The 17872-nt window shown below is 72.6% G+C and carries 20 protein-coding genes; 8 read left to right on the top strand and 12 right to left on the bottom strand.

Annotated elements, in window-relative coordinates; genetic code table 11:
• Nucleotides 1–11: 11 nt before the first annotated feature.
• A complete protein-coding gene (locus tag ACIBQ8_RS04285; RefSeq protein ID WP_397168978.1) occupies nt 12–443 on the bottom strand; it encodes a MarR family winged helix-turn-helix transcriptional regulator in 432 nt (143 codons plus the stop codon).
• 93 nt (nt 444–536) lie between these two features.
• Here ACIBQ8_RS04285 and ACIBQ8_RS04280 point away from each other — a divergent pair, with 93 nt between their 5' ends.
• The gene (locus ACIBQ8_RS04280) at nt 537–1460 is read left to right on the top strand and encodes a zinc-binding alcohol dehydrogenase family protein (protein WP_397191041.1); all 924 of its coding nucleotides are present in this window, start codon (nt 537–539) and stop codon (nt 1458–1460) included.
• A 223-nt stretch (nt 1461–1683) separates the two neighbouring features.
• Here the strand turns inward: ACIBQ8_RS04280 and ACIBQ8_RS04275 are convergent, their stop codons facing one another.
• On the bottom strand, nt 1684–2538 hold the full coding sequence (locus ACIBQ8_RS04275) for a right-handed parallel beta-helix repeat-containing protein (protein ID WP_397191040.1): 855 nt from the start codon (nt 2536–2538) through the stop codon (nt 1684–1686).
• Nucleotides 2539–2645: 107 nt separating this feature from the next.
• Between ACIBQ8_RS04275 and ACIBQ8_RS04270 the strand changes: the two genes are divergently transcribed.
• Nucleotides 2646–2786 (top strand): hypothetical protein, encoded by a 141-nt coding sequence (locus tag ACIBQ8_RS04270; RefSeq protein WP_397168974.1) that lies wholly within the window; start codon nt 2646–2648, stop codon nt 2784–2786.
• A gap of 264 nt (nt 2787–3050) precedes the next feature.
• Here the strand turns inward: ACIBQ8_RS04270 and ACIBQ8_RS04265 are convergent, their stop codons facing one another.
• Together ACIBQ8_RS04265 and ACIBQ8_RS04260 are read right to left on the bottom strand one after the other, a co-directional pair.
• Nucleotides 3051–5036 carry an aminopeptidase gene (locus tag ACIBQ8_RS04265; RefSeq protein WP_397191039.1) on the bottom strand — a complete coding sequence of 662 codons (1986 nt, stop codon included), beginning with the start codon at nt 5034–5036 and terminating at the stop codon, nt 3051–3053.
• Nucleotides 5033–5548, bottom strand: a complete 516-nt coding sequence (locus tag ACIBQ8_RS04260; protein ID WP_397191038.1) for an ArsR/SmtB family transcription factor — start codon at nt 5546–5548, stop codon at nt 5033–5035. The genes ACIBQ8_RS04265 and ACIBQ8_RS04260 overlap by 4 nt, the downstream gene beginning before the upstream one ends.
• Nucleotides 5549–5676: 128 nt before the next feature.
• On the opposite strand from ACIBQ8_RS04260, the gene ACIBQ8_RS04255 reads away from it, so the two are divergent.
• Complete coding sequence (locus ACIBQ8_RS04255; protein WP_397191037.1) at nt 5677–6426, top strand: MBL fold metallo-hydrolase; 750 nt, start codon at nt 5677–5679, stop codon at nt 6424–6426.
• 44 nt (nt 6427–6470) lie between these two features.
• Here ACIBQ8_RS04255 and ACIBQ8_RS04250 read toward each other — a convergent pair whose 3' ends face one another.
• Complete coding sequence (locus ACIBQ8_RS04250) at nt 6471–7085, bottom strand: hypothetical protein (RefSeq protein ID WP_397191036.1); 615 nt, start codon at nt 7083–7085, stop codon at nt 6471–6473.
• 308 nt (nt 7086–7393) lie between these two features.
• Here ACIBQ8_RS04250 and ACIBQ8_RS04245 point away from each other — a divergent pair, with 308 nt between their 5' ends.
• A complete protein-coding gene (locus ACIBQ8_RS04245) occupies nt 7394–8086 on the top strand; it encodes a DUF998 domain-containing protein (RefSeq protein WP_397191035.1) in 693 nt (230 codons plus the stop codon).
• Nucleotides 8087–8177: 91 nt separating this feature from the next.
• Here the strand turns inward: ACIBQ8_RS04245 and ACIBQ8_RS04240 are convergent, their stop codons facing one another.
• Nucleotides 8178–8945 carry an SDR family oxidoreductase gene (locus ACIBQ8_RS04240; protein ID WP_397191034.1) on the bottom strand — a complete coding sequence of 256 codons (768 nt, stop codon included), beginning with the start codon at nt 8943–8945 and terminating at the stop codon, nt 8178–8180.
• A gap of 180 nt (nt 8946–9125) precedes the next feature.
• Between ACIBQ8_RS04240 and ACIBQ8_RS04235 the strand changes: the two genes are divergently transcribed.
• Nucleotides 9126–9968 (top strand): helix-turn-helix transcriptional regulator, encoded by an 843-nt coding sequence (locus ACIBQ8_RS04235; RefSeq protein WP_397191033.1) that lies wholly within the window; start codon nt 9126–9128, stop codon nt 9966–9968.
• A gap of 136 nt (nt 9969–10104) precedes the next feature.
• On the opposite strand, the gene ACIBQ8_RS04230 is transcribed toward ACIBQ8_RS04235, so the two are convergent.
• The gene (locus tag ACIBQ8_RS04230; protein WP_397191032.1) at nt 10105–10854 is read right to left on the bottom strand and encodes an SDR family oxidoreductase; all 750 of its coding nucleotides are present in this window, start codon (nt 10852–10854) and stop codon (nt 10105–10107) included.
• 104 nt (nt 10855–10958) lie between these two features.
• Nucleotides 10959–11699, bottom strand: a complete 741-nt coding sequence (locus ACIBQ8_RS04225) for an SDR family NAD(P)-dependent oxidoreductase (RefSeq protein ID WP_397191031.1) — start codon at nt 11697–11699, stop codon at nt 10959–10961.
• Nucleotides 11700–11816: 117 nt separating this feature from the next.
• On the opposite strand from ACIBQ8_RS04225, the gene ACIBQ8_RS04220 reads away from it, so the two are divergent.
• Nucleotides 11817–12416 carry a TetR/AcrR family transcriptional regulator gene (locus ACIBQ8_RS04220; RefSeq protein WP_397168959.1) on the top strand — a complete coding sequence of 200 codons (600 nt, stop codon included), beginning with the start codon at nt 11817–11819 and terminating at the stop codon, nt 12414–12416.
• 77 nt (nt 12417–12493) lie between these two features.
• Here the strand turns inward: ACIBQ8_RS04220 and ACIBQ8_RS04215 are convergent, their stop codons facing one another.
• Entirely contained in the window at nt 12494–12700 is a 207-nt protein-coding gene (locus ACIBQ8_RS04215; protein ID WP_397168958.1) for a 4-oxalocrotonate tautomerase family protein, read from the bottom strand.
• 56 nt (nt 12701–12756) lie between these two features.
• Nucleotides 12757–13491, bottom strand: coding sequence for an SDR family oxidoreductase (locus ACIBQ8_RS04210; RefSeq protein ID WP_397168957.1), 735 nt, complete (start codon nt 13489–13491; stop codon nt 12757–12759).
• A 110-nt stretch (nt 13492–13601) separates the two neighbouring features.
• Here ACIBQ8_RS04210 and ACIBQ8_RS04205 point away from each other — a divergent pair, with 110 nt between their 5' ends.
• Nucleotides 13602–14306, top strand: coding sequence for a TetR/AcrR family transcriptional regulator (locus ACIBQ8_RS04205; protein WP_397191030.1), 705 nt, complete (start codon nt 13602–13604; stop codon nt 14304–14306).
• Between the two features lie 152 nt (nt 14307–14458).
• Here ACIBQ8_RS04205 and ACIBQ8_RS04200 read toward each other — a convergent pair whose 3' ends face one another.
• Complete coding sequence (locus ACIBQ8_RS04200) at nt 14459–16018, bottom strand: PHP domain-containing protein (protein WP_397168953.1); 1560 nt, start codon at nt 16016–16018, stop codon at nt 14459–14461.
• A gap of 313 nt (nt 16019–16331) precedes the next feature.
• On the opposite strand from ACIBQ8_RS04200, the gene ACIBQ8_RS04195 reads away from it, so the two are divergent.
• Nucleotides 16332–16838, top strand: coding sequence for a GNAT family N-acetyltransferase (locus ACIBQ8_RS04195; RefSeq protein ID WP_397191029.1), 507 nt, complete (start codon nt 16332–16334; stop codon nt 16836–16838).
• Here the strand turns inward: ACIBQ8_RS04195 and ACIBQ8_RS04190 are convergent.
• Nucleotides 16827–17828, bottom strand: a complete 1002-nt coding sequence (locus ACIBQ8_RS04190) for an AraC family transcriptional regulator (RefSeq protein ID WP_397191028.1) — start codon at nt 17826–17828, stop codon at nt 16827–16829. The genes ACIBQ8_RS04195 and ACIBQ8_RS04190 overlap by 12 nt on opposite strands.
• Between the last annotated feature and the right edge of the window lie 44 nt (nt 17829–17872).

Here is a 17872-nt window from a genome sequence, read left to right as displayed (position 1 = left end):
GCGGCCCGCCGTCAGGGCGCGCCCGCGGGCGCCGGGCGGGAGGAGACGGCTTCGAGCAGGCCGACGAGGAGGGTGGACTGCTCGGGGGCCAGGCGGCCGATGGCGGGGCCGAGCGCGAGCCGGATCTCGTCGTCGAGGCGGCCGGCGAGTTCGAGCCCGGCGGGGGTCATGAACACCTCGACGACCCGGCCGTCGTCGGGGTTCTTGCCGCGGGCCAGCAGGCCACGGCGCTGTGCGCGGTCGATGAGGCCGGACAGCGTGGACTTGTCCAACCCCAGGTAGGCGGCCAGGTCGGTGACGCGGGCGCGGCGGTCGCGGAGGATGCCGAGCACCCGGAGCTGGGTGAGCGACAGGTCGTGCGCGGCGCCGATGCGGGTGAGCGCGCCCGTGACCTCGAAGGTGGTGCGGACCAGGGCGTCGATGACGTCGTCGGCGTCGGTCATGCAGCCATGCTAGCGGACGAGGTTGACATGGTTTGTATTACCAACCATCCTTGAGAATTAGTTGGGAATACAAACCACCTCTGGGAGTGATCCATGCACGCCGCCGTCATCCAGGCCCCCGGCACCCCACCCGCCTACCGCGACCACCCCGTCCCCGTCCCGCGCGACGGCGAGCTGCTCGTCGACGTGCTCGCCGCCGGTCTGCACCACCTGACCCGGGCCAAGGCGGACGGCTCGCACTACTCCGGCGGCGGCGGGTATCCGCTCGTCCCCGGCGCCGACGGCGTCGTCCGCGACCGTGACGGCAACCTGCGCTACGCCGTGCTGGACGACACCCCGCTGGGCACGTTCGCCGAGCGCACCCTCATCGACCCGCGCCGCAGCGTGGTCCTGCCCGACGGCGTCGACCCGGTGCGGATCGCCGCCGCGATGAACCCCGCCATGTCGTCCTGGATCGCGCTGCGCCGGCGGATCGGCTTCCGGGCCGGTCAGCGCATCCTCGTCCTCGGCGCCACCGGGAACGCCGGGCGGATGGCCGTTCAGATCGCCAAGCTGTTCGGGGCGTCCCAGGTCATCGCCGCCGGGCGGGACGCCGTCCGTCTGAAGGCGCTGGCCGCGCTCGGCGCCGACGAGACCCTCACCTTCGACGAGCTCGCCCGCGCCGCCGACGTGGACGTGGTCCTCGACTACGTGTGGGGCGAGCCCGCCGCAGGCGCCATGATCCCGATGCTCACCGCCCGCGCCGACCGGGCCGTCCCGCTGACCTGGATCCAGATCGGCTCCGTCGCCGGGCAGAGCGCGCCGATCCCCGCCGCGGCGCTGCGCGCGGCCCGGCTGGAGATCGTCGGCAGCGGCATCGGCTCGGTCCCCGCGCGCGACATCCTCGCCGAACTGCCGGAGCTGGCCGCCGCGGTGGACTCGGGGGTGATCGACGTGCGGGCCCGGCCGGTGCCGCTGGCCGACGTCGCGCGGGCGTGGGCCGCCGAGAGCGACGACCGGGTGGTCTTCGTCCCCTGAGCGCCTGCCAAGCCGGTGACGTGCCGCATCCTCGGCGACCACGAGCTGCCGGCGATCGAGCGGATGCGGTTCGCCGCTCTCCCCGGGCCGTTCAGCAGGGCGCCGGCCTGGCCATAGCGGCCGGGCCGGGCCCTGTCGGGGTGGATGTCACGGCCTGACGGCCTTGGCCGGCCCGGTCAGGCCGAGAACGCCGAGCGTCGGCGGCTGCCCGTTGGCTGCGCGTTCAGCCGCGCAGCCCGGCCCGTTCCTGGATGGTGACGGTTGCCGCGTTCAGCTCCTCTTCCTCCTTGTACGTGACGTTCTCCACGGTGAGCACGGCGGTGTGGTCGGCCCGCATGACGACGTTCCCCTCCACGGTCACCCATGCGGCGCCGTAGTCGGTGTAGAGCCCGAAGTTGTACGGCGTGCGCGTGTCCTTGATGACGTTCCCGCTGATCAGCGCCCCGTTGTCAGGCGAGTCTCCTTGCGGGCCCGATACGTAGAGCCCGCCGCCGTCGGCCAGCGCCTCCATGCTGTGGGCGACGAGGTTGCGCAGCACCCGGGCGCCTTCGCCGGGCCCGACGACGATCCCGCAGCGCGGCACGTGCGTGATCTCGTTGTGCGCGACGAGGCAGCCCCGCGTGCCCGTCACGGCGACCGCGGGCGAGCCGCCGAACTCGATCCCGATGTGGTGGATCCGGTTGTCCTCGATGGAGATGTCGCCGCCGGCGGAGACCTGGAAGGCGGCGGCGGACAGGGTGTCGAGTTCGCGACCGCGTACGGCGAGCCCGGAGACGCCGAGGCCCGATGCCCCGAGCCGGGTGAACCGGCAGCCCTCGATCTCCACGCCGGTCGTGCCGTCGAAGGTCACGCAGGCGGGAATCGTCACGGAATCGACGGGAGACGTCACGGAGGCGCCCTCGCCCAGCACCGCGACATCGGTGCCGCCGCCCTCGTAGTAACCGGTGCCGTGATAGTGCAGGAAGCCCTCGGGACGGTTCGGCCGCAGCCAGGTGGCCTCGGCGAACACGAGTCCCCTGAGCGACAGCTCGCGCACCCCGGTCGCGCTCACCAGCGTCTCCAGCACAGGCGCGACCACCCGCGTACGCGACGGGTCCTCGCCCGAGCCCCAGCCCGGCCGACGACTGGCCGTCCCAGGTGGAGACGTACAGCTCGGCGGCCCACCGGTAGGCGGGGAGGGCCATCGTGACCACGGTGGCGTCACCGTCGGCGGCGACCGCGGCCACGCCGCAACGGGCCTCGGTCCAGGGGTGGACGCCGCGGTGGACGAACTCGACGTCCGCGGGGCTGCGCCACCGTCGCGGCTCGGCGCTGTCCGTGACGTAGCCGCTGTCGGTGACGCGCGCCGATCCCGGCAGCGCGGCGATGCCGGCGCGGGCCGCCCGGCGGCCGTCGACGTAGAGCCGGCGGGTGTCGAGGTCCCTGCGGAGCCGCGTACCTGGCCGGGGGAGGGGCTTGTGGTGGTGACCACGTCCGGGCTCTGTTGCTTGAGGGGGCAGGAGATCTCCACGCGGCGGTTCCTGGCCCGTCCTGCCGGATTGTCGGTGCCGTCCCGCTTCTGGTTCAGGGCCGGGCCGTTGTGGCGGGGCGTCAGAACTGCCAGGCGTCGTCGCGCAGGAGCACCACCTTCCCGCCGGGTCCCAGCCCGGTGACCGTGACGTCCGGGCCGCCGACCATGAAGTCGACGTGCACGCGTGAGGTGTTCACGCCCGCCGCGTCCAGCCGCGCGGGGTCGTCCGTACGCAGGGGGGCGGGCACGCCCGGAGGCAGCCCGGCGCCCCAGGCCAGGTGGCAGGTGGCGTTCTCGTCAAGAAGGGTCTCCAGGTAGGTGATGCCGCTTTCGCCCACCCGCGAGGAACGGTCGACCAGGGCGAGCTCGCCCAGCCGGGCCGCGCCCGCGTCGGTGGCCTGGTGCGCGCGGACGACGTCCGCTCCGGCGCTCGCCCTGACATCGGTCACGACGCCGTCGGCGAAGGTCAGCTCCAGGTCGCGGATGAGGGTGCCGTCGAGGGACAGCGGCCGGGTGGCGCGGACCGTCCCTGTGACGCGCCGGTAGTCAGGGGTGGTGAACACCTCCTCGGTCGGCAGGTTGGCCTGGAACGGGCGGCCGTCGACGTCCTCCAGGCGGGCGGCGGTCCAGTGGGCGTCCGGCAGCAGGCCGATGGTCAGGTCGGTGCCGGGGCCCTCGAACCGCACGGCGTCCAGGCGCATCTCGGTGAGCCGTCGGGCGCGATCGAGCAGTTCGGCGATGCGCTGCCGCCACGCCGCGCGCGGATCGGGCTCGTCGAGACGGAGGATGCGGCGCAGGTGCCGCCACAGCCTGGCCTGGTCGGGTTCGCCGAAGACGGCACGGGCCCACTCGGGGGTGGCGTAGGGGACGATCGTCCAGCGGACCAGGTTGTTGAGCTGGAGCCGCTGCCGTGAGGTCAGCGACGGCATGCGGTCCAGCCCGACGCGCATCGGATCCAGCCCGGCCAGCAGGTCGGGGGCGGCGGCGCCGCGGACGTTGACGATGACGCCGCCGTTCCGCCCCACCTCTTCGTTGCGGGCGTCGAGCCACGAGGGCACCTCGGCCAGGCTCGCGGTGTCGGCGTGCCGGAGCCGGGATCGTTTGGCGTGCGGGTCGAAGTACCAGATGTCGGCGTAACGGGCGCCTCTGGCGTAGGCGGCCTCGGCCAGGGCGCGGGCGAGCGGGGCGTGCTCGACCTCGGCGTTGATCAGCACCCGGTCGTCCGCGAGCAGGGGCACGGCCACGTCGAACACGACGTCGGCATAGCCGGACAGGTCAGCGGGGGGAATGGTCAAGGGGGGCTCCTTCGTGTTCGTTGTGGCGCATGGGCAGGAACAGCAGCGTTCCGGCGGCGGAGACGGCGCCCACCAGGGCGAAGCCGCCGGCCGGGCCGAACGGGTCGGCGAGCACGCCGAGTGACAGGGCGGCGCTGAGGAATCCGACGTCGAAGAAGGCCGTCGTGGTGGCGACGGCGGCTCCGCGCTCGCCGGCGGGCAGGCCAGGACGCCGCCGTAGACCAGGAAGTGGAGGCCGCCGGAGCCGCCGCCGAGTGCGGCGACGTGCAGCGGCAGGAAGGCGCTGACGGCGGTGCAGCCCCACACGGAGGCCAGATGGCCGAAACCGGGTCGTAGAGCGGACCTGTGGGACAGCCGGGCCCGCCCGGTTCCCGGATCCGGGCTGGTCCTCTCCGCGTCAGGGCTCGTGGTCTTCGGCAGGGTGCGGCCGAGCACGGCCGAACCCAGCGCCGCGGCCGCGGCCGTGATCCAGACGGCGGCGAACCCGGACGCGGCGTACCGCGTCTCGGCGGTGACGGGCCCCGCGAGCAGGCCGGCGTTGACGACGACGGAGAACTGGTTGATCGCCGCGCCGGGCCGCCGGTGGTCGCCGGCCAGAGCGGCGAGTCCGACGTAGGCGAGCACCCCGGCCGCCGCGGTGACGGCCGGCGAGACGGTCACCATGCCCGCCTGCCGGCCCAGCGGGCCGGTGACGTAGCGCGGAACCGCCGGGATGAGCGGCCCGATCGACAGGAACGCGCCCGCCGCGCAGCCGAGCAGGCGGCCGATCACCGTTCGTCGCGTAGTTCGAGCAGCAGCGCGGTCATGCTGACCTTGACGCCGTCGTGCGGCGGTCCGGCCTTGTCGTGCAGGAGCGCCACCGCCTGGTCGATCAGGCCGACGATCTCCTCCCAGACGGGCCTGGCCAGCCAGACCTCGGCGTCCATGGACGTGCGCCGGCGATCGGTCTCGGCCAGGCGCCTGGCCAGGTCGGTGCTCAACGCCTGGTGGAGGAGTTGCCGCCCCTCGGACCGGTCGAGACGTTCGCCGCTGGACGGGTCGTACCGGTAGCGCAGCTGCGGGCGGCCCTTGCCGGCCCGCGGACGCTCGTCCGTCTGCTGGAGGAAGCCCGCCTTGGCCAGCTGGCGCAGGTGGTAGCTGGCCGAGGCGTGCGCGATGCCGAGTTCGTCGGCGACCTCGGTGGCCGACATCGACGCGCCGGTGAGCAGCGACACGATGCGGATACGCAGGGGGTTGGCCAGGGCGCGCAGGGGGACAAGGTCGTCCTCATTTTCCAAAGACACCTTGGGATTCTAAGTTTTCCAACAGTTCTTGGGAAGAGGTGCTCTGCGAGGTGTCCCAGGCACGGACGGCGGCTCGCGCGACTTCGTGCCGGCCGGTCGGAGCGAGCGGCATCCGTTAGGGTGCACGGATGCTGCTGACGATCCTCGGCGGATGCGGTGCGTGGCCGGCGGCGGGCCAGGCCTGCAGCGGTTACCTCGTCGAGCACGACGGGTTCAGGCTGCTCGTCGACCTCGGATCCGGGACGGTCCCGCGGCTGCTGGAACGGGTCGGCGCTGATCAGATCGACGCGGTGTTCATCAGCCACGGGCATCCCGACCACTGCGCCGACCTGAACCCGCTGCTGCGGGCGCGCACCATGCGTGACGACCCGTCGCCGCCGCTGCCGCTGTACGCGCTGCCCGGCGCCCTGGACGCGGTGCTCGCGCTGGACCGCCCAGGGGTGCTGGCCGACGCCTACGTCCTGCACGAGTTCACCGCCGGCGGCGGCTTCGACATCGGCCCGTTCCACGCGCGGACCCGCCCGCTGCCGCACTCGGTGCCCAATGCCGGCGTACGGCTGACAGCGGGCGGACGGGTGCTCGCGTACACCGGCGACAGCGGCCCGAGCCCCGGCAGGGTGGACCTGGCGCGTGGCGCTGACCTGCTGCTGGCCGAGGCCACCTTTGTGAACGAGGTCCCGGAGGCTTCCCGGCGCTACCTGTCCAGCGCCCGTGAGGCGGGCCGGCAGGCGCGGGAGGCCGATGTCCGCCACCTGCTGCTGACGCACCTGCACCCAGGCACGGACACCTCGGCCGCGCGAGCCGCCGCCCAGGCCGAATGCGACGGCGAGATCGGCATCGCCACGTCCGGCCTCGTCTTCGACCTCTCACGCGCCTGAACGTTCACGGGACGGCTCCGAGGGGCGGCACAGAACCCGATCAGTCAGCCGCCACGGCGGTCGTCGACGGTCACGACCAGGCCAGGCCATCCGTCCGCGAAGTTGTGCAGGTCGTCGGCGAGTGGGGGCAGGTGCGCGTCGGGCAGGAAGTGCACGGTCGTCCCTGTGGCGCCGTCGCCGACGATGGGCTCCAGGCCGGTGACGGGGACGCCGTGCTCGTACCGCTGCGTCCAGGACCCGTTCAGGCGGCGGTTGGTGTGGACGAGCCACTCGCTGAGCGCGGCGACGACGGACATGCCGCGGCGCGGATGCCCGTCGGGCAGCGTCTCCGCACCGGGGTCGTCGAAGAACCGCAGGTCCTTGGACGCCATGACGGGCTTCTTCACCGGCCGCCCCTGCTCATCGAAACGGGTGTCGGTGCCTCGCCCCTCGTCGGCCACGGACACCGAGCCGTCGGGGTGGAGGGTGACGGTGCAGCGTCCGGCGCCCGTGCTCGCCGCCTCGTCGGCCGGGTGGGCGAGGACTTCGAGGATCAGGTGCCGGACGCCGCCGGGGGCGAACTCGACCGGGTTCTCCCGGATGCGGGCGAGATGGCCGAGGTCGACGTCGGTCGCCCAGTCAGGGGTGGTGTTGCGCCAGGACGGTCGGGATGTGCTCACCCCAGCACCCTAGTCAGGGCCCGGAAAGGGGCGCCGTGATCGGGCAGAACAGCCCGTCGCCCGGTCCCCTGCCCACCCATGACCACTGATCCGCAGGCCGGCCCCGCCCCACGCTGTATCAGGTTTGACTTATATAAGTAGTGGCTGAAATTATGGCCCGTGCACGCACTCGACGTGCCCGGCGGCGCTGTCGGCACCCGCTCGAGGAGACTCCGTCCGCTGAAGGACGCCCAGCCCCGAACGACGAGCAGGACGAATGATCGACATCGTCACCCAGACAGGCGCTTCTCAGGAGAGGACCAGGCCGGATGACCGGTAACCCCACCACCCCAGCGGTCAGCGGGGCGACGCGGAGGCTGCTGACGTGCGGCGCCGTCGCCGGCCCGCTCTACATCATCGTGGTCGTGCTGCAGATGCTCACCAGGGACGGGTTCGACATCAGCCGGTACCCGGCCAGCATGCTGAGCAACGGCGACCAGGGGTGGATCCAGATCGCCGACTTCACGATCAGCGGCCTGCTGTTCGTGGCCGGAGCGGTCGGCCTGCACCGGGCTCGCGGTCCGGCGGCCTGGGACGGCACCTGGGGGCCGCGACTGGTCGGCGTCTTCGGCGCCGGGATGATCGCCGCTGCCTGCTTCTCCGCCGACCCCGCCGACGGCTTCCCGCCGGGGACGCCCGTCGGCCCGCCCACCAGCATGAGCACGCAGGCGATGCTGCACCTTCTCGTCTCCGCGATCGCCTTTCTCGCGCTGGTCGCCGCTTGTTTCGCGTACGGCCGGCGGTTCGCGGCGGCCGGTCGTCGCGGCTGGGCCGCCCTCAGCACGGTGACCGGCGCGCTCTTCGTGACGGCCTGGACCTCGATCTTCGCGGCGCAGGGCTCCAGGGCGGCCAATGTCGCCTTCGCCCTGGCCGTCGCGCTCATCATGGCGTGGGCCTCGCTCCTGACCGCGTACCGGCTGGCCTCGACCCGGCGTCGCGGCGTCGCCCTGACCGTGGTCTGAACGGGCCTCGACCAGGTGGGCCCGGGTCAGGGGCCGGCCGCTCGGCGATGAAGGGGCCCGGTCGCCAGCGGCGCCACCGGGCCACGGCGAGTCAGGCGGGCTGGCCGGTTGGCATGATGGTGACCTGCTGGAGGTTCGCCCGGGGCGGCAGGCTCGCGATGAACCCGACGGTCTGCGCGACATCCTGCGGCGTGAGCCACTCCATCGACTCCTTGGAGCCCTCCAGCCACGCCCGCGCCCCCTCGTCGGTGACGTGACTCTGCAGTTCGGTGCCGACGATCCCCGGCTCGATCGCCGAGACCCGCACGTTCTTGCCTCCCAGCTCGGCCCGCAGGTGCCGGGACAGGTGGGTGACGTACGCCTTGGTCGCGGAGTAGACGGCGAAGTTCGGGAAGATGTTCTGCGCCGCGATGGAGGAGGTGTTGATCAGGTCGGCCACGCCGCGCGTCCCCGCGGCCTCGACGAGCTGGGGGACGAACGCGCCGATCACGTTCATCAGGCCCGTGATGTTGAGGTCGATCTGGCGCTGCCACTGGTCGGCGGCCAGCTCCTCGATCGGGGCGGGCAGCATGACGCCCGCGTTGTTCAACAGCAGGTCGGCGCCGCCCAGCTCGGACGCCACCCGTTCGGCGGCGGCCCGCGCCGCCGCCGCGTCGGTGACGTCGGCCGCCAGCGCCAGAGCCCGGCCCCCGGCCTTCTCGATCCGGACGACGAGGTCGTCCAGCCGTTCCGCGCGCCGCGCCACGACCACCACACGTGCGCCCAGTGCGGCCAGTCGTTCGGCCGAAGCCTCGCCGATCCCGCTGGACGCGCCGGTGACGACGGCCACGCGGCCGGCGAGAGGGGTTGCTGCGTTCATGGTGCATGCCTTCCGAGTCGTCCGCGGCCCATCGCCGCGGTCCTTCATCAGCTCACCAGCCCGCGTCCCCTTCCCGGGGTGCTCGAAGGGCCCCTGCCCGGGCAGGTAACCGGGAGGCAGGTACTGGCAGGGCCACCTCCGTGGACCTGGCCGTCCCCCCGCCCCTGCACACTGGAGGGCATGGACCGCAGTCGTGAACTCGCCGACTTCCTGCGCTCACGCCGTGCCCGGATCACGCCGGACCAGGCGGGGCTGCCCGCCGACGGCCGCGCGCGTCGCGTGCCCGGCCTGCGCCGCGACGAGGTCGCCAGGCTGGCCGGGGTCAGCACCGAGTACTACACCCGGCTCGAACAGGGCCGCGCCGGCCACCCCTCGCCGGAGGTCGTCGAGGCGCTCGGGCGGGCCCTCCAGCTCGACCCCGCCGAACGCGAGCACCTCACCGACCTGCTGGCTCGTACCACCCGCCATGCCCCCATCGGCCCCCAGCGGGTCAGGCCCGGCCTGCACCTGATGCTCGAAACCCTCCACGACGTGCCCGCCTTCATCCTGGGCCGCCGTACGGACGTCCTGGCCGCCAACCGCCTGGCCCGCGAGGTGCTGACCGATTTCGAGGCCCTTCCCGTGCCTCAGCGCAACCTGGCCCGCTACTACCTGCTCGACCCCGAAGCCCGCACCCGCACCGGCGACTGGGAACGCATCGCCGCGGAGACCGTCGCCATGCTCCGGCTGGAGGCCGGCCGCCATCCCCACGACCGCCGGCTCGCCGACCTCGTCGGCGAGCTCAGCCTGCGCTCGCCGGAGTTCAGCTCCTGGTGGAACGACCACCGCGTGCTGCGCCGCACGCACGGCACCAAGCACTACCACCACCCCCTCGTCGGCGAACTGCACTTCCACTACGAGTCCCTCCAGCCGCCGGGCGACCCCGACCAGACCTTGTGCGTCTACAACGTCGAGCCGGGCTCCCCGACCGCGGAGGCGCTCCGGCTCCTCGGCAGCTGGGTGGCCCCCACCGCCGCACCCTGACCGCACCGCCTCCGTTCCGCCGCGGGCGGCAGGGGTGACCCCGCTCGCCGAGACCCGCAGCGTGGACGACCAGTGATCAGTGGGGCCCGTCGGCGTCATCCGAGATCGTCAGTGGTCGGAGAGACCGGCGGGGAGGTCAGTAGGCGAGTTCTCCGATGCCGCCGTCGACGCGCAGGACGGTGCCGGCCGTGTAGGCGGACTCGTCAGAGGCCAGGTAGACGGCCGCCTTCGCCACCTCGGTGGGGGTGCCGATGCGATGCAGGGGCACGGTCCGCCGGAGTTCGTCGTAGACGGCGGCCTGTCGTTCGGGGCCGAGCGACTTGAACGTGTCCGTGAGGGTCGGCCCCGGGCTCAGCCCGTTGACCCGGACGCCCCGGTCCTTCAGCTCATAGGTCAGCCCGCGGGAGAGGGACAGCAGGCCCGCCTTGGCGGCGCCGTAGACCGCCGCGTTCTCGTGCCCGACGTAGGCGGAGACCGAGCCGACGAGAATGACCGAGGCCTGCCGCGACAGGAGCGGAAGCAACGCTCTGACCAGGAAGAACGGCCCCTTGAGATTGGTGGCGACGAGCTTGTCGAACGCCTCCTCGCTCCATTGCCCGATCGGGAGATGGGTGACGTCGGCGGCGTTGCTCATGACGATGTCGAGCTTCGGCCACTCCTGCCGCAACCGCGCCGCCAGCGCCGCCTGGCCGGGGACGTCGCCGGCGTCGCTGACGATGGGCAGCAGCGGGCCGTCCAGTTGCCGGGCGGCCTCGGCCAGCCGTTCCCGTGAGCGGCCGGTGATCGCGACAGCCGCTCCCTCGGCGAGGAACTGACGGGCCGTCTCCAGCCCGATGCCGCTCGTCCCGCCCGTGATCAGTGCGTGCTTTCCTGCAAGACGACCCATGGAGGTCATCCTCCTGACTGGCGCCGAGGCGCCTGGTTCGTGGTGACGTTGACCGGCAGTCCCGCCGTCGGAGGCCGGCTCGCGCGCTGCCGGTGCGTTCGAGGTCAGATGGCGGTGCGGCCGCCGTCGGCGGCCACGACGGCGCCGGTCACGTAGCTGGCCTGGTCGCCGGCGAGGAAGGCGATGACGTGCGCGACCTCGGCCGGGGCGGCGGCGCGCTTGAGCGCGGTCGTCAGACCCATGCCGCCGACGTCGGGGCCCATGGCCGCCACCACCTTGGAGGTGGTCATCGGGCCGGGCGCCACGGCGTTGACGCGGACGCCGGCGGCGGCGAACTCGGCGGCCCAGGTGCGGGTCAGGGATTCCAGCGCCGCCTTGGTGGCGCCGTAGACCGCCATCGGCGGCATGCCGAGCCCTGCGGCGGTGGAGGTGACGTTGACGATGCTGCCGCCCCCGCCGGCGGCCATCTTCGGCGCGAGCCGGGCGACCAGGACGAACGGCGCGCGCACGTTGACTGCGAAGGCCGCGTCGTAGGCGGCGAGGTCCTGCTCGGCGGTCGCGCTGAACGGGACGACACCGGCGTTGTTGACGAGGACGTCCACCGCCCCCGCCTCCTCGGCCAGCCGCCGCACGGCCTGTGGGTCGGCCAGGTCGGCGCCGATGAAGCGCACGGAGCCGGTCGCGCCGGTCCGCACGTCGTCCACGACCTGGGCGCCGCGGCCCGGGTCGGTGCCGGTGATGATCACGTTCGCCCCGCCGGCGGCGAGGACCTTCGCCGTGGCGTGCCCGAGCCCGCCGAGGGCGCCCGATCCGGTGATCAGCGCCGTCTTGCCGTGGAAGTCCATGGGGTTCTGCCTTTCAGGTGCTCGCGCCGACGACTTCTGTGCGGTCGTTCAATAAGTCGCGCGGCCTTCAACGTACAGACTTTTGTGTGGGCGGTCAAAAAGTCGTAACCTGGGCACATGGCACGGACAGGACGCCCTCGCGCGTTCGACAAGGACCAGGCGTTGCAGCGCGCGCTGCTGCTGTTCTGGTCGCGGGGCTACGGGGAGACCTCCGTCCAGGACCTCGTCGACGCGCTGGAGCTGGAGCGGGGCAGCCTGTACGGCGCCTTCGGCGACAAGCGGCAGTTCTACCTGGCGGCGGTCCGGCTGTACTGGGACACCTACGAGCGCGAGCTGATCGCGGCGCTGGCGTCCGGGCCGGTGCTGCCGGCGCTGCGCGAGGTGCTCGCCAACCCGGCCCGGGCGCAGGAGTACGCCTCCGACGCCGGCGTTCCGCAGGGGTGCATGATCGGCAACACCACCGCCGAGCTGGTTCCGCAGGACGCCGAGGCCCGCGAGATCGTCGCCCGTTCGCACGCCCGCTTCACCCGGATCGTCGCCGACGCCCTGCGCCGCGCGCAGGCCGACGGCGAGGTCGTCCGGGCCGCCACCCCCGAGGCCCAGGCGCAGCTCCTGCTGTTCACCGTCCAGGGACTGTCGCTGGTCTCCCGCGCGGGGCTCGACACCTCCGCCGCGCTCGCCGCCGTGGACGCCCTGATCGACGCCCTGCGCGCCTGATCTGCGGCCTCGGGCCCACCCGGCCCGAGGTGTGGTGCCCGCCGCGGCTCGTCGTGGGGGTGGTCGGCCCGCCTCGGTCAGCTCCGGCCGAGCATGTCCGCGGTCAGGATGTCGCCGCCCAGGCCCCAACCGCCGTCCGGAACCTCCTCCAGGAGGACCAGGGTGGTGGCGCGGGCTCGTTCTCCGTAGACGGTGGCGTAGGCGTCGGTGACTGCGTCGATGAGCTTCTTCTTGGACTCGGGGGTCAGGGTGTCGGCGGGGACCTTGAGGTTGGCGAACGGCATGTCGGTTTCCTTTCTGGGGCGATGGGGTCTCGAAGACGGATCGGGCGCGGCGGCTGTCAGATGATCCCGCCGTTGGCGCGCACGACCTGGCCGTTGATCCAGTGTCCGGCCGGGCTCGCCAGGAAGGCGACGACCTCGGCGATGTCCTCGGGGGTGCCGAGCCGTTCCAGCGGCGGTTGCTTGGCGAGCTGCTGGATCGTCGCCTCGTCCTTGCCGTCGAGGAACAGCTCGGTGGCGGTCGGGCCGGGCGCGACCGCGTTGACCGTGATGTTCCGCCCGCGCAGCTCCCGGGCGAGCACCAGGGTCATCGCCTCGACGGCTCCCTTGCCGGCGGCGTACGCCCCGTAGCCGGGGAACTGCAGGCCGACCACGGAGGTGGACAGGTTGACGATCGCGCCTCCGTCGCGCAGGCGGCGCGCGGCCTCCCTGGCCATCACGAACGCGCCGCGGATGTTGGTGCGGTGCAGGGCGTCCAGCTCGTCGAGGTCGAGGTCGGCGATGGGGGACAGCGACAGCCGTCCCGCCGAGTTGACGACCACGTCGATGCCGCCGAAGGACTTCTCCGCCGCCTCGAACATCTCCGCGACGGCGTCCTCGTCGGCCACGTCGGCCTGGACCGGGATCGCCCGGCCGCCGGACGCCGTGATCTCCTCGACCACCTGCGCCGCGGCGGAGGCCGCCCCCTGGAACCCCACCGCGACCGCGCAGCCCTGCGCCGCCAGCGCCACCGCGATCGCCTTGCCGATCCCGCGGGAGCCGCCGCTGACGACGGCCACACGCTGGTCACTCATGGAAGACTCCTTGCTTCTAGCGGTGATACGGATTTGCCGTATCGGTGTTACGTCATTGACGGTAGCACACCTTCGTATCGCCGCTAGCGGATGGCGGTATCATCGATCGCATGGCAGAGACGGACCCGCTTCGCGCGGCGATGATCGAGGCCGCGGAGCGGCAACTGGCGTCGTCCTCGGACCACGAGGTGGCCACGCGCGCGGTCTGCGAGGCGGTCGGCGTGAGCCAGCCCGTGCTCTACCGGTTGTTCGGTGACAAGCGCGGCCTGCTGGACGCCGTCGCCGACCACGGCTACGAGCAGTACGCCGCGCTCAAGGCGGCCCAGGAGCAGACCGGCGACCCGGTCGCCGACCTGCACGCCGGCTGGGACGGCCACATGGCGTTCGCCCGGGCGAAGCCGGCTCTCTACCAGCTGATGTTCACGCCGCGGCCGTGGTCGCACTCGACGGCGCGAGATCGCGTGATGGACCTGCTGGCGGCGGCGCTCACGCGGTGCGCGGCGGTGGGGGCGCTGAAGGCCGAGCCGCGAACCGCCGCCCGGCTGATCCTGTCGGCGAACGTCGGCGCCGCCCTCGACCACATCGCCGAACCGGCCCTGTTCGACGACCCCGCGCTGTCCCACCGCATGCGAGACGCCGTCTTCTCGCACGTCCTGACCAGGACGACCGCTCAGGACGACGCCGACCCGCTGCACGCCGCCGCGCTGCGCCTGCACGCACAGCTCGATCTCACCGGGACCGAGGCCCTGGAACCGGCCGAGACCGCCCTTCTACGGCGATGGCTTGAACGCATCACGCAACCCGCCGGAGGATGACGGCCTGGGTCGCGCGAGCGTCACGGCACCTCGCCCGGCGACGCCGGGCCGGGCTCGGGGGCCGCGCCGGGGCCGCCGGCCAGGGCGCGGGGGAGCGCCCTGCCGGCGGGACAGGGCGTCAACGGCGTTCTATGACAGTTCCTCCGAAAGTCCTATGACAGTTCCACGAAAGTGGGGTTGGTGTAGCACCAGAGGTCGTGCCAGGGGGCCTCGTTGGGGCCGGTGTCCGCGGCCGGCTCCATCCCGCCGGGAGCGCTGCGCCTGCCGTCGGTGCCGCGCAGCCGGAAGTAGAACGGCTCGCGCACGTCGCGGAACTTGTAGTGGAACTGGGCCACCCGGCCCTTGCCCTTCGGCGTGAACGACTCCACCACACTCACGTCCGGGGCGGTGAAGGCGTCGGGGTCGGCGGCCGGCCCGGTGATCGCGCCGCGGATCAGATCCAGGCGGGCGAGCCGGGGGATCTCGTCGTTGGCGTTGGGACGCCCGGCGAGATCGACGGAGATGGTGACGGTGACGTCGTCGCCGCGCCGCACCGACAGCCGTCCGCCGAAGGTGGCCGGGGCGTTGCCGGGGGCGTGCGCGTCGACGTGCAGCCCGTCGACGAGGCCGCCCATCGACACCCAGGACCGTCCGGCCTTGATCGCCTCCATGACCGCGCCATAGCTGCGTGAGGTCGCCCCCACGACCGTGCGGCTGAACTGGCCGGGCCAGAAGTCGGCGTGCCGCAGCGGGACGCCGCCGTCGACGGGGTCGGGGTACTTGCCGTGCTGGTCGTACCAGTCGGCCGGGCGGGACGGCTCGACGGTCGTGTCACCGTTGTAGAAGTGGCCGTCGGAGTTGGCGGTGATCCACCAGCCCTTGCCCTCGGCGAGCATCGAGTCCCACATGCCGCCCAGGATTCCGGTCATGGAGTCGAAACCGCCGTACGTCGGGTAGTGCTCCGGCCGCCAGCCCGCCCAGGAGCTGGCGTCGGCGGTGTTGTTGAAGTCGCCGCGGGCCCTGGGCTCGTTCTGGGCGCCGGGCGCGCCCTCCATGCCGACCGCGATGTCCGGCGCCGTGTCACGGTAGCTGCGCAGGTCGCGGGGGGAGTACCGGCCGCGCCGCATCACGTGGTTGATCAGGAACAGCGCGGAACTCGCCGAGCCGGTACGCAGCGCGGTCTGGAGCCAGGTGAGCGCCTCCAGCGCCTTGGCCTCGTTCGCCGGGCTGCTCGCGCCGGTGCCGTTGATCCTGGAGTCGAAAAGCCGCTCGAACGCGCGCAGCAATTGGATCTCGTCGCGGGCGCCGTCGAAGAACACCGTGGCGTGCTCGCCACCGGGAACGTTCCATTCGAGGCCCTGCCACAGCAGCAGCTCGGGGTGCTTGGCCCGGGAGCCGACGATGTCGGCATAAGTCGACTCGACCGCGAACTTCTCGTGCGCGGCGTGCCCGTGGTCGGTGATGACCAGCCAGTCCAGGCCGTGCTTGAGAGCGCCCGCGGCCTGCTGCTCAATGGTGTACATGCCGTCGTAGCTGTACTGCGTGTGGACGTGATGGTCGCCGGCCAGCCAGTGGAGCGAGCGGGAGCCTCTGCCGGTCGCGGCGGCGGGACGCGCCGTCAGCCCGCCCAGCGCGGTGACGCCGAGACTGCTGAGGCCGAGCAGCCCGCTGTTCAGCAGAAAGCGGCGCCGGCCGAGGTCGGCGGGCGACAGGTCGGTCTCTGAGACGGACAAGTCCGCAAAGGCAGCCGTTCCTTCCGGTGCGCTGTGGGAGTGTGCATGGGTGCGGCACATGGGACATACCTCTCATCTGAAATACCTGGTGCGTCGTTCTCGGGGTGGCCCATGAGCTTGCGCACGAAATGGGGCACAGCAGATCAATCTGCGGCCCTCCGTCACGCTCGCAGAGGAGCGTGAGGAAAGAGCGAATGGTGGACGTCTTCTTGCCGAACGGCGGAAGGCTCCGGCCGGCCATCCGTGGCGAGGGTCACGTGGCTGGAGCGATATTCGCTTTACCCTCCGCGCACGGGTTCGGTACAGATGACCCATGTCGACTCGTGTGCGTCTTGACGACCTGTGCCTGGAGACCTGGGAGGCGGTGGCCGAGCTGAGGGTGGCCGACGACCAGGCCGATCTCGTCGCGCCGAACCTGTACTCGATCGCGGAGAGCCGCTTCCTGCCGGGCTTCGTGACCCGTGCGGTGATGCACGACGAGCTCGCCGTGGGGTTCGCGATGTACGGCCCCGATCCCGATGACGGCCAGATCTGGCTCTACCGCCTGATGATCGACAAGGATCACCAGGGGAAGGGGCTGGGGCGGGCGGCCCTCCAGCAGGTCATCGCCCACGTGCGGGACGCGTTCGACGCGCCGGTCCTGCGGTTGGGCGTGCGTGACGACAACGTCGCGGCCAGGGCGCTCTACGCCGCTGCCGGGTTCGTTCCGACCGGGCAGAGGTTCGGCAGGGAGGACGTCCTGGAACTCCGCCTGCGAACGGCGGACACCGAAGCGTCCAGAGGCACGCCTCACCAGCGGGGGCAGCTCTCAGACCGGTGATCGCACGGACCGCGCCGGGGGATCGGCCGGGGCCCGCGTCACGTCCGCCGGGCCGGGGGCGGCGTGCCGAGCCGAGCGACGGCGGTAGTCGCCGGGGGTGATCCCGTACTGCTGGCGGAAGGCCAGGTGGAAGCCGACCGTCGAGTGGTAGCCGACGCGCTCGCCGATACGGCTGTGGGGGAGCGTGGTCTCGCTCAGCAGGCGTGCGGCCTCCCGCATGCGGCGGGCGGTCAGGTGCCGGATCGGCGCCTCGCCGACCAGCTCGCGGAAGGTCGCCGCGAACGCCGAGCGCGACATCCCGGCCTGGGCCGCCAGCGACTCCACCGTCCAGGGCTCGGCGAACCGCGTCTGTACGGCGTGCAGCGCCGTCCCGATCGCCGGGTGACGCAACGCCCGCAGGGCCGGCGAGCCCTCGGCCCGCGCGCCCACCGCGGCCCGCAGCGCCAGCACGAAGACCAGCTCGAAGGCGCGCAGGGCGACCAGCGTCGCGCCCGGCCCGGCCAGGTCCCACTCGCCCGCCAGCCGTTCGAGGGTGCCGCCGAGCAGCCCGTGACCTTCCAGCGCGGCCCGGTCGAGCACCAGGACGGGCGGCAGCGCCCGGTAGATCGGCGAGACGGCGGCCCGGTCGTAGTGGAGCCCGCCGCAGAGCAGGACGGTCCGCTCGCCGTCCCCGCCGACCTCGACGGTGCTCACGCCGCCCTGCGGCCGCTCGGGCAGCACGGCCGCGAGCGGCACGGCGGGACGCCCCGGCCGGTCGCCCAGCCGGTGGGCGCTGCCGTGCGGGAAGACGGCCAGGTCCCCGGCGCGCAGCAGGACGGGCTCGGCGCCGGGCAGCTCGACGGCGCAGGTGCCCTCGTGCACGTAGTGCAGCAGCGCGCAGTCCTCGGCCTCGCCCGCGACGCCCCAGGGCGCGCCGGCCCGCCAGCGGCTGTGGAAGACGCCCTCCAGCCGCAGCGGGGCCAGCAGCGCGCTGAGCAGGTCACCATCCATCGGACGTTCCTTAAATAACCCGATATTTCGCTTTATCGAGCGTA

The organism is Nonomuraea sp. NPDC049646 (assembly GCF_044465525.1).
Taxonomy (GTDB): Bacteria; Actinomycetota; Actinomycetes; order Streptosporangiales; family Streptosporangiaceae; genus Nonomuraea.
Note: the sequence above shows the minus strand (reverse complement) of the source record. Positions and strands in the feature narration are given on the sequence as shown.

Bases quoted from the DNA above. Each gene is read 5' to 3' on its own strand.
- ACIBQ8_RS04220 (WP_397168959.1), top strand. From the start codon at position 11,817: ATGGCACGGACAGGACGCCCTCGCGCGTTCGACAAGGACCAGGCGTTG.
- ACIBQ8_RS04230 (WP_397191032.1), bottom strand. From the start codon at position 10,854: ATGGGTCGTCTTGCAGGAAAGCACGCACTGATCACGGGCGGGACGAGC.
- ACIBQ8_RS04285 (WP_397168978.1), bottom strand. From the start codon at position 443: ATGACCGACGCCGACGACGTCATCGACGCCCTGGTCCGCACCACCTTC.
- ACIBQ8_RS04225 (WP_397191031.1), bottom strand. From the start codon at position 11,699: ATGGACTTCCACGGCAAGACGGCGCTGATCACCGGATCGGGCGCCCTC.
- ACIBQ8_RS04215 (WP_397168958.1), bottom strand. From the start codon at position 12,700: ATGCCGTTCGCCAACCTCAAGGTCCCCGCCGACACCCTGACCCCCGAG.
- ACIBQ8_RS04210 (WP_397168957.1), bottom strand. From the start codon at position 13,491: ATGAGTGACCAGCGTGTGGCCGTCGTCAGCGGCGGCTCCCGCGGGATC.
- ACIBQ8_RS04245 (WP_397191035.1), top strand. From the start codon at position 7,394: ATGACCGGTAACCCCACCACCCCAGCGGTCAGCGGGGCGACGCGGAGG.
- ACIBQ8_RS04205 (WP_397191030.1), top strand. From the start codon at position 13,602: ATGGCAGAGACGGACCCGCTTCGCGCGGCGATGATCGAGGCCGCGGAG.
- ACIBQ8_RS04240 (WP_397191034.1), bottom strand. From the start codon at position 8,945: ATGAACGCAGCAACCCCTCTCGCCGGCCGCGTGGCCGTCGTCACCGGC.
- ACIBQ8_RS04235 (WP_397191033.1), top strand. From the start codon at position 9,126: ATGGACCGCAGTCGTGAACTCGCCGACTTCCTGCGCTCACGCCGTGCC.
- ACIBQ8_RS04255 (WP_397191037.1), top strand. From the start codon at position 5,677: ATGCTGCTGACGATCCTCGGCGGATGCGGTGCGTGGCCGGCGGCGGGC.
- ACIBQ8_RS04195 (WP_397191029.1), top strand. From the start codon at position 16,332: ATGTCGACTCGTGTGCGTCTTGACGACCTGTGCCTGGAGACCTGGGAG.
- ACIBQ8_RS04280 (WP_397191041.1), top strand. From the start codon at position 537: ATGCACGCCGCCGTCATCCAGGCCCCCGGCACCCCACCCGCCTACCGC.
- ACIBQ8_RS04190 (WP_397191028.1), bottom strand. From the start codon at position 17,828: ATGGATGGTGACCTGCTCAGCGCGCTGCTGGCCCCGCTGCGGCTGGAG.